Below are 8,000 nucleotides of genomic sequence, written 5' to 3'. Positions count from 1 at the left end.
TGGGGGGGATCATAATCTTGCAGAAAACTTTGAAAACACGCCCTAGCAACAGTAGTTAAAGCTTGAAGGAAGGTTAAAAACCTAGTTTAACCCTTCCTTCAAGTTCGTTTTAGTAAGGATTTGTAGAAAACATTTGTACCAACAAACCGATAAAGAATTACTAAGATAACGGTTTTAATCCTAATAAAGTACACAATATTTTTTCCCTACTCCCGTCTTGATGCAGTCGCTCATGGGGGAAACCACGGCAGTCGCTCATGGGGGAGACCCCCAAGACCGCGCTGCCTCCCCAAGACCGCGCTGCATCGCTACTCCCTACTCCCTATTCCCTACTCCCTACTCCCTAAAATCAAGTACAAAAGTTACTCACCTTTTTGATAACTTCTATAACTAACACTCCCATCAAACCTCCTTATCAAAAACATGAACATTGCCGTAGTAGGTCTGAGCCACAAGACAGCACCGGTTGAAGTCAGAGAAAAACTCAGCATTCCAGAAGCCCAGTTAGAAACTGTGATGCCCCACTTATGTAGCTATCCTCATATAGAAGAGGTAGCGATACTGAGTACTTGTAATCGGTTAGAAGTTTATATAGTCACCACAGAAACTGATGCAGGAATCCGAGAATTGTGCCAGTTTCTGACAGAAAAAGCTGGCATTCCTCTAGCCAAGTTGCGCCCCCACTTATTTATTCTGTTGTATCAAGATGCAGTCATGCACTTAATGCGGGTTGCTGGCGGTCTAGATAGCCTAGTGTTAGGAGAAGGGCAAATTCTAGCTCAGGTCAAAACCACCCACAAACTTGGTCAGCAACACAAGGGAATTGGACGTCTACTTAATAAACTGTTTAAACAAGCAATTACTGCCGGTAAGCGAGTTCGCACGGAAACCAGTATTGGCACTGGGGCAGTATCCATTAGCTCAGCAGCGGTAGAGTTAGCTCAGCAGAAGGTAGAAACCCTTTATGGCACCTCTTTGACCCCCTATAAAATAGCAATTATCGGTGCTGGTAAGATGTCGCGCTTACTGGTGAAACATCTACTGGCCAAAGGTGCCGTAGATATCTCAATTCTGAATCGTTCCACCAAACGGGCTGAAGAGTTAGCGAAAGGGTTTCCCAAAGCGGAGCTAAAACTCCATTCCTTGTCAGATATGATGACACTGGTTGCCCAGTCAGATATCGTATTTACTAGCACTGGTGCCACCGAACCACTCCTGACTCGGTCTAATTTAGAAGGAGTGTTGCAGACTAGCCATTCCTTAATGCTAATTGATATTTCTGTGCCTCGTAATGTGGCAGCGGATGTTGATGAGCTAGAGACTGTCCACTCATTCAACGTGGATGACTTAAAAGCAGTGGTAGCACAGAATCAGGAAAGCCGTCGTAAGATGGCGATGGAAGCACAAGAACTCTTGGAAGAAGATGTGGCAGCCTTTGACATCTGGTGGCGTTCCCTCGAAACCGTTTCTACCATTAGTAGCTTGCGCAGCAAGGTCGAAACAATTCGTGAGCAAGAGCTAGAGAAAGCCCTATCCCGTCTCGGGTCAGAATTTGCCGAAAAACATCAAGAAGTGATCGAAGCCCTAACCAGAGGGATTGTTAACAAAATCCTTCATGACCCGATGGTGCAATTACGAGCACAGCAAGATATTGAAACTCGACGGCTGGCCATGGAATCGTTACAAATGCTATTCAATCTAGATACTGGCGAGCAATTTAGCAGTTAGCAAAAACTTGTAGGGTGGGCAAAAACAGTTTGGTTCAAATGTTTATTATAGTACACAGAACGTTGCCCACCCTACTTGTATCAAAAACTTGTAGGGTGGGCAAAAACAGTTTGGTTCAAATGTGTATTATAGTACACAGAACGTTGCCCACCCTACTTGTATCAAAAACTTGTAGGGTGGGCAAAAACAGTTTGGTTCAAATGTTTATTATAGTACACAGAACGTTGCCCACCCTACTTGTATCAAAAACTTGTAGGGTGGGCAAAAACAGCAAAAACTTGTAGGGTGGGCAAAAACAGTTTGGTTCAAATGTTTATTATAGTACACAGAACGTTGCCCACCCTACTTGTATCAAAAACTTGTAGGGTGGGCAAAAACAGTTTGGTTCAAATGTTTATTATAGTACACAGAACGTTGCCCACCCTACTTGTATCAAAAACTTGTAGGGTGGGCAAAAACAGTTTGGTTCAAATGTTTATTATAGTACACAGAACGTTGCCCACCCTACTTGTATCAAAAACTTGTAGGGTGGGCAAAAACAGTTTGGTTCAAATGTGTATTATAGTACACAGAACGTTGCCCACCCTACTTGTATCAAAAACTTGTAGGGTGGGCAAAAACAGTTTGGTTCAAATGTTTATTATAGTACACAGAACTTTGCCCACCCTACTTGAATTGGTATTTTGTGGAGACCTATCAGCGATCAGCTATCAGCTACGCGAACGGCTAAAAGCCTGTGGTGACGCTACACCGAACAGTTTATGCCCATAGCGCATGCCACTTGAAAAATAAGCTGACGGCTGACGGCTGACAGCTGAATACTTAGTTTTTGATAGACCACGCTATGCTGGTAATGACCAAAAACTAAAGACCAATGACCAAACTCTTGCGCTGGGTTACTGGGCTAGTGGGTGTATGGATAGCTTGGAATTTACTATCTCACCTGGTAGCAGAAATTCTATGGTTCACGGAAGTGGATTATCTATCCGCTTTCTTTCTGCGTTTGCAGACCCAGCTGAGTTTGTGGGTAATTGTATTTATCATATCATTGGGGTTTTTGCTCACCAATTTATGGTTAGCCAACCATTTCAAGCATCCAGAAAACTTAGCAGATCTCGAGATTACCTGGCTAAAAGGGTTCAAGACTCTTGACTCTTCATCCTTAACCCTTAACCAAACACGGTTAAACTCACCCTCCCCAATAGTGAGATCGGGAGTCAGACCAAGAGGAAAATTTTCTAAAAAACGCCCAGCCTTCAGATTGCGATCGCTTTTGCCATTTGCCCTAGCACTCAGTTTATTAGTTGGGGTGGTGCTGCTGTACTACGGGAAAAATGCCTTTTCCGTTTGGCATTTCCATCGGGAAACCTTGTCAGCCACCTTTCTGAGTGAAGCGACACCCCCCCTACCGTCACCCTTGGGTTGGGTATCTCTCGGAAAGCTATTTTTATCAGAATCCAGAAGCAATCTGGTTTGGCAGCTGGGGATGATCTCCGCAGTGATGGTAGGGCTAATGGTAAATGCTCAGTTGTGGTTAAGAGCGATCGCCCTAGCACTAAGTTTTGCCTGGGCGATGGTGATTTCAGAACAATGGGGCAGAATTTTAGAGTATCTCTATCCCACTCACTTTAACACTACCGAGCCACTATTTGGACAGGATATCGGCTTCTACGTATTTGGTGTACCGGTATGGCAACTATTGAATTTTTGGCTAGGGGGCTTATTTCTCTTTGGTCTAGTTGCGGTATGGCTAATTTACTTAACCTCAGGCAATAGCCTCTCAGATGGGAAATTTCCGGGATTTTCCCAAAACCAACTACGACACCTGTATGGCCTTGGGTCTGCTGTGTCGGCAATCACAGCCTTCCACTATTGGCTTTCCCGGTACAACTTACTGTATTCAACCCGTGGTGTTGCTTATGGTGCGGGCTATACCAATGTCTCAGTCAAGTTGCCCTTTAATACAGGATTGAGCATTCTCGCATTTGCGATCGCACTGTTGTTACTCTTGAGAGCAATTTTCTGGATACGCCGCCTGCCCACCAAAATACCAGTAGCATTGTGGATACTGGGCTTATACCTAGGGATATGGGGAATTGCTGGGATAATCTTACCTGCAGCAGTGCAACGGTTTAAAGTCGAACCCAACGAGTTAGCCTTAGAAAGACCCTATATTGCTCGGACTATTGCCCTGACGAGAGCAGCTTTTGACCTCGATAGTATTGAAGCTGAAACCTTTAACCCCCAAGGTAAGCTCACCAGCACCGATCTAGAAAAAAATCACCTAACCATCGACAACATTCCCCTGTGGGATACCCGCCCCTTATTACAAAGTAATCGTCAGCTGCAACAACTGAGACTTTACTACCAATTTACCGACGCCAATTTTGATCGCTACACTATTAAAGTTAAGCCAGACCAGTTTAAAGCTGGCTTGAATAATGTTGGCAGGTTGAATGTTAGCAAGTTGAATGTTGGCAGGTTGAATCTGGACTGGTTGAATCTTGCCAGGTTGAATGTTGCTAGGTTGAATGTTGCTAGTTTGAATCTGGACTGGTTGAATCTTGCCAGGTTGAATGTTGCTAGGTTGAATGTTGCTAGTTTGAATCTGGACTGGTTGAATCTTAAAAGTTCAAACAACACCATTAAACCTGCTAACCTTGGCCAAAAGGCCGCGCTACGCGAACAAGCCAATAACCTTGGCCAAAAGGCCACGCTACGCGAACAACCAAATAACCTTAAAGCCAATAACCTTAAAGCCAATAACCTCAAACTAAATACAAAAACTCAAAAACAACAAGTACTTGTTGCTGCCAGGGAATTAGACTATGATGCTGTGCCCAAACAAGCACAAACTTGGGTTAACAAACACTTAGTCTATACCCATGGCTATGGGTTTACCCTCTCTGCTGTGAATCAGGTAGGAGAGGGAGGACTGCCATACTACTTTATTAAAGACATCGGTTCTGGTGGAGGTGAAGCGCTCAAAGGAAGCTTATATACATCCTCTCCAGAAATTCGTGATAGTATCCCCATTGGTCAACCCCGGATTTACTACGGAGAACTGACCAATAACTATATCATGACCTCCACCAAAACTCAGGAATTAGACTATCCCAGTGGAGAAGAAAACGTTTACAACACCTACGATGGCACTGGTGGTGTTGCCCTAAACTCCTTTTGGCGGCGGTTAGTGTTTGCCCAGTATCTTAAAGACTGGCAGATGGTACTGACTGGGAATTTCACACCCGAAACACGGTTACTGTTCCGCCGTAATATTCGGCAACGGATTCAAGCGATCGCTCCCTTCTTACGCTATGACGCTGACCCCTACCTGGTAATTGCTGATACTTCTGAAGGCGAATCAGCCGTCAATGATAATTATCTCTACTGGATGGTGGATGGCTACACCACAAGCGATCGCTATCCCTATGCCGACCCAGGTGACAACCAGTTTAACTACATCCGTAACTCCGTAAAAGTGGTTATTGATGCCTACAATGGCGATGTTAGTTTCTACATAGCTGACCCAAAAGACCCGATTATTCAAACGTGGAGTAAGATTTTCCCGAATTTCTTCAAGTCACTGGATCAGATGCCCAGCAACCTGCGGACTCATTTGCGCTACCCCATTGATCTATTTAACATCCAATCCGAGCGCTTGCTAGCATATCACATGACTGACCCCCAGGTCTTTTACAACCAAGAGGATTTGTGGCGGATTCCCCAGGAAATTTATGCTGGTAAATCTAAATCAGTGGAACCCTACTACATTATCATGAAACTGCCCAAGGAGAAATCAGAAGAATTTATCTTGCTCCACCCCTATACACCTACAGGTCGTAATAATTTAATTGGTTGGCTAGCTGGTCGTTCTGATGGCGATCATTATGGCAAGTTACTCCTGTATCAGTTTCCCAAGCAACAACTAATCTATGGACCAGAGCAAATTGAAGCCCTGATTAATCAAGATCCAGTCATCTCTCAACAAATTTCCTTATGGAATCAAAAGGGTTCAAGAGCAGTTCAGGGGAATCTTTTGGTTATTCCCATCGAGCAATCTCTACTGTATGTTGAGCCATTGTATATAGAAGCTGAGCAACATAGTCTGCCAACATTAGTGCGAGTTATTGTGGTTTATCAAAACCAGATTATTATGGCTCAAAATCTAAAAGAAGCACTTGATGCCATCTTTAAGCCAGAGCAAAGTAAGACACCAACAATTGTACGTCCAGTCGAGGAAACTGCACTCCCTTAGCTAATCTAGCTAAATCCGGTTTTCATACCCTTAATAAAAATATCCCTATCTCCCTATCTCCCCACACTTACCACACTCCCGATGATGGGTATTCAACCAGACTTGATATGATGGCTAAATTTGATGGCTAAATCTAAAATCTCTGGTAGAGACTCTAACCTTTGAGGAGAACATATCCATGCCGGAGAATTTGAGAAGCCAAGTGGTTACCCAAGGTGTTCAGCGAGCCCCTAACCGAGCCATGCTGAGGGCTGTTGGTTTCACTGATGACGATTTTACTAAGCCCATTGTTGGTCTTGCTAATGGCTACAGCACTATTACTCCGTGCAATTTGGGGTTAAATGATTTGGCCAAACGAGCAGAGGCGGGATTGACCACTGCTGGTGCTATGGCTCAGATGTTTGGTACAATTACGATTAGTGACGGGATTTCCATGGGAACGGAAGGGATGAAATATTCCCTGGTATCCCGGGAAGTAATTGCTGATTCTATTGAGACCGCTTGTAATGGCCAAAGTATGGATGGAGTTTTGGCCATTGGCGGCTGCGATAAGAATATGCCAGGGGCGATGATTGCCATTGCCAGGATGAATATCCCAGCAATTTTCGTTTATGGTGGCACGATTAAACCTGGACATCTCGATGGTCAAGATTTAACGGTAGTGAGTGCCTTTGAAGCTGTTGGTCAACACAGTGCTGGCAAGATTGACGAGGCTAAACTCAAGGCGGTGGAACTCAACGCTTGCCCTGGTGCTGGTTCCTGTGGCGGCATGTTTACCGCTAATACTATGTCCTCTGCTTTTGAGGCAATGGGGATGAGTTTGCCCTATTCCTCTACCATGGCAGCGGAAGATATTGAGAAAGCCGATAGTGCTGAGAAATCTGCTTTTGTGTTAGTCGAAGCAATTCGCCAGCAAATACTACCTAGGGCTATTTTAACACGAAAGGCTTTTGAGAATGCGATCGCAGTAATTATGGCAGTAGGTGGTTCCACCAACTCAGTCTTGCATCTATTAGGGATCGCCCATGCTGCTGGAGTAGCCTTATCCATTGATGACTTTGAAACCATCCGGGGGAAAGTACCAGTCCCTGTGTGACCTCAAACCCAGTGGTCGCTATGTCACTGTAAATTTGCACCGCGCCGGGGGGATTCCCCAAGTGATGAAAATGCTGTTGGTCCATGATTTGCTCCATGGGGATGCTTTGACCATTTCCGGCCAAACTATAGCGGAAGTGTTAGAAGAGGTACCTGATCAACCCCCTGCTGACCAAGATGTAATTCGTCCTTGGGATAATCCTGTGTATGCTCAAGGACACTTAGCCATTCTGAAAGGCAATCTGGCCACAGAAGGGTCAGTAGCAAAGATTACTGGGGTAAAAAATCCTCAAATCACCGGTCCAGCGCGAGTATTTGAATCCGAGGAAGCCTGCTTAGATGCGATTCTCGCAGGTAAGATCAACTCTGGTGATGTGATTGTGGTGCGCTATGAAGGACCAAAGGGTGGCCCAGGCATGCGGGAAATGCTGGCTCCCACATCAGCCATTATTGGTGCTGGGTTAGGTGATTCGGTCGGATTAATTACCGATGGACGATTTTCTGGAGGTACTTATGGCATGGTAGTCGGTCATGTCGCACCAGAAGCAGCGGTTGGAGGTGCGATCGCATTAGTCCAGGAAGGGGATATGATTACCATTGATGCCCATCAGCGATACTTACAACTAAATGTGTCCGATCAAGAATTAGAGCAACGCCGTGCTAGTTGGCAACCACCCAAGCCCCGTTATACCACAGGGGTATTGGCAAAGTATGCCACCTTAGTCTCTTCCAGTAGTGTCGGAGCAGTAACGGATTTAGATTTGGATTAACACTTATACACAGTTGCTGGTTAATCTACTCTATAGCTGATCCATGAGTCGTTACTCCCCCCAAATTAAAAAACCTACACTTGTGAGGCAGGAATCCCCCCTAACCTTACAAGGGTAGGTTTGTGAACATTTGGGGCGAGTAAGTATAG

At 45.0% G+C, this 8,000-nt stretch carries 4 protein-coding genes and 1 pseudogene; all 5 read left to right on the top strand.

Features of this window, described 5'->3' with window-relative positions:
- Nucleotides 1-232 precede the first annotated feature (232 nt).
- The 5 genes and pseudogenes from LYNGBM3L_RS43380 (at nt 233) to ilvD (ending at nt 7,851) form a co-directional block, all read left to right on the top strand.
- Entirely contained in the window at nt 233-394 is a 162-nt protein-coding gene (locus LYNGBM3L_RS43380) for a hypothetical protein (RefSeq protein ID WP_154659766.1), read from the top strand.
- A gap of 29 nt (nt 395-423) precedes the next feature.
- Nucleotides 424-1,728, top strand: a complete 1,305-nt coding sequence (locus LYNGBM3L_RS12445; RefSeq protein ID WP_008183280.1) for a glutamyl-tRNA reductase — start codon at nt 424-426, stop codon at nt 1,726-1,728.
- Between the two features lie 633 nt (nt 1,729-2,361).
- Nucleotides 2,362-2,499 carry a hypothetical protein gene (locus tag LYNGBM3L_RS43375; protein WP_154659765.1) on the top strand — a complete coding sequence of 46 codons (138 nt, stop codon included), beginning with the start codon at nt 2,362-2,364 and terminating at the stop codon, nt 2,497-2,499.
- 103 nt (nt 2,500-2,602) lie between these two features.
- Entirely contained in the window at nt 2,603-5,986 is a 3,384-nt protein-coding gene (locus tag LYNGBM3L_RS47305; RefSeq protein ID WP_008183278.1) for a UPF0182 family protein, read from the top strand.
- 178 nt (nt 5,987-6,164) lie between these two features.
- Nucleotides 6,165-7,851 (top strand): annotated as a pseudogene (gene ilvD / locus LYNGBM3L_RS12435) (dihydroxy-acid dehydratase).
- Nucleotides 7,852-8,000: the final 149 nt, after the last annotated feature.

The organism is Moorena producens 3L (assembly GCF_000211815.1).
Taxonomy (GTDB): domain Bacteria; phylum Cyanobacteriota; class Cyanobacteriia; order Cyanobacteriales; family Coleofasciculaceae; genus Moorena; species Moorena producens.
The sequence above is the reverse complement of the archived record's forward strand: the minus strand, read 5'-3'. Positions and strand labels throughout refer to the sequence as shown.

Coding starts and splice junctions, on each gene's coding strand:
- LYNGBM3L_RS43380 (WP_154659766.1), top strand. CDS start 233: ATGGGGGAAACCACGGCAGTCGCTCATGGGGGAGACCCCCAAGACCGC.
- LYNGBM3L_RS12445 (WP_008183280.1), top strand. CDS start 424: ATGAACATTGCCGTAGTAGGTCTGAGCCACAAGACAGCACCGGTTGAA.
- LYNGBM3L_RS43375 (WP_154659765.1), top strand. CDS start 2,362: ATGTTTATTATAGTACACAGAACTTTGCCCACCCTACTTGAATTGGTA.
- LYNGBM3L_RS47305 (WP_008183278.1), top strand. CDS start 2,603: ATGACCAAACTCTTGCGCTGGGTTACTGGGCTAGTGGGTGTATGGATA.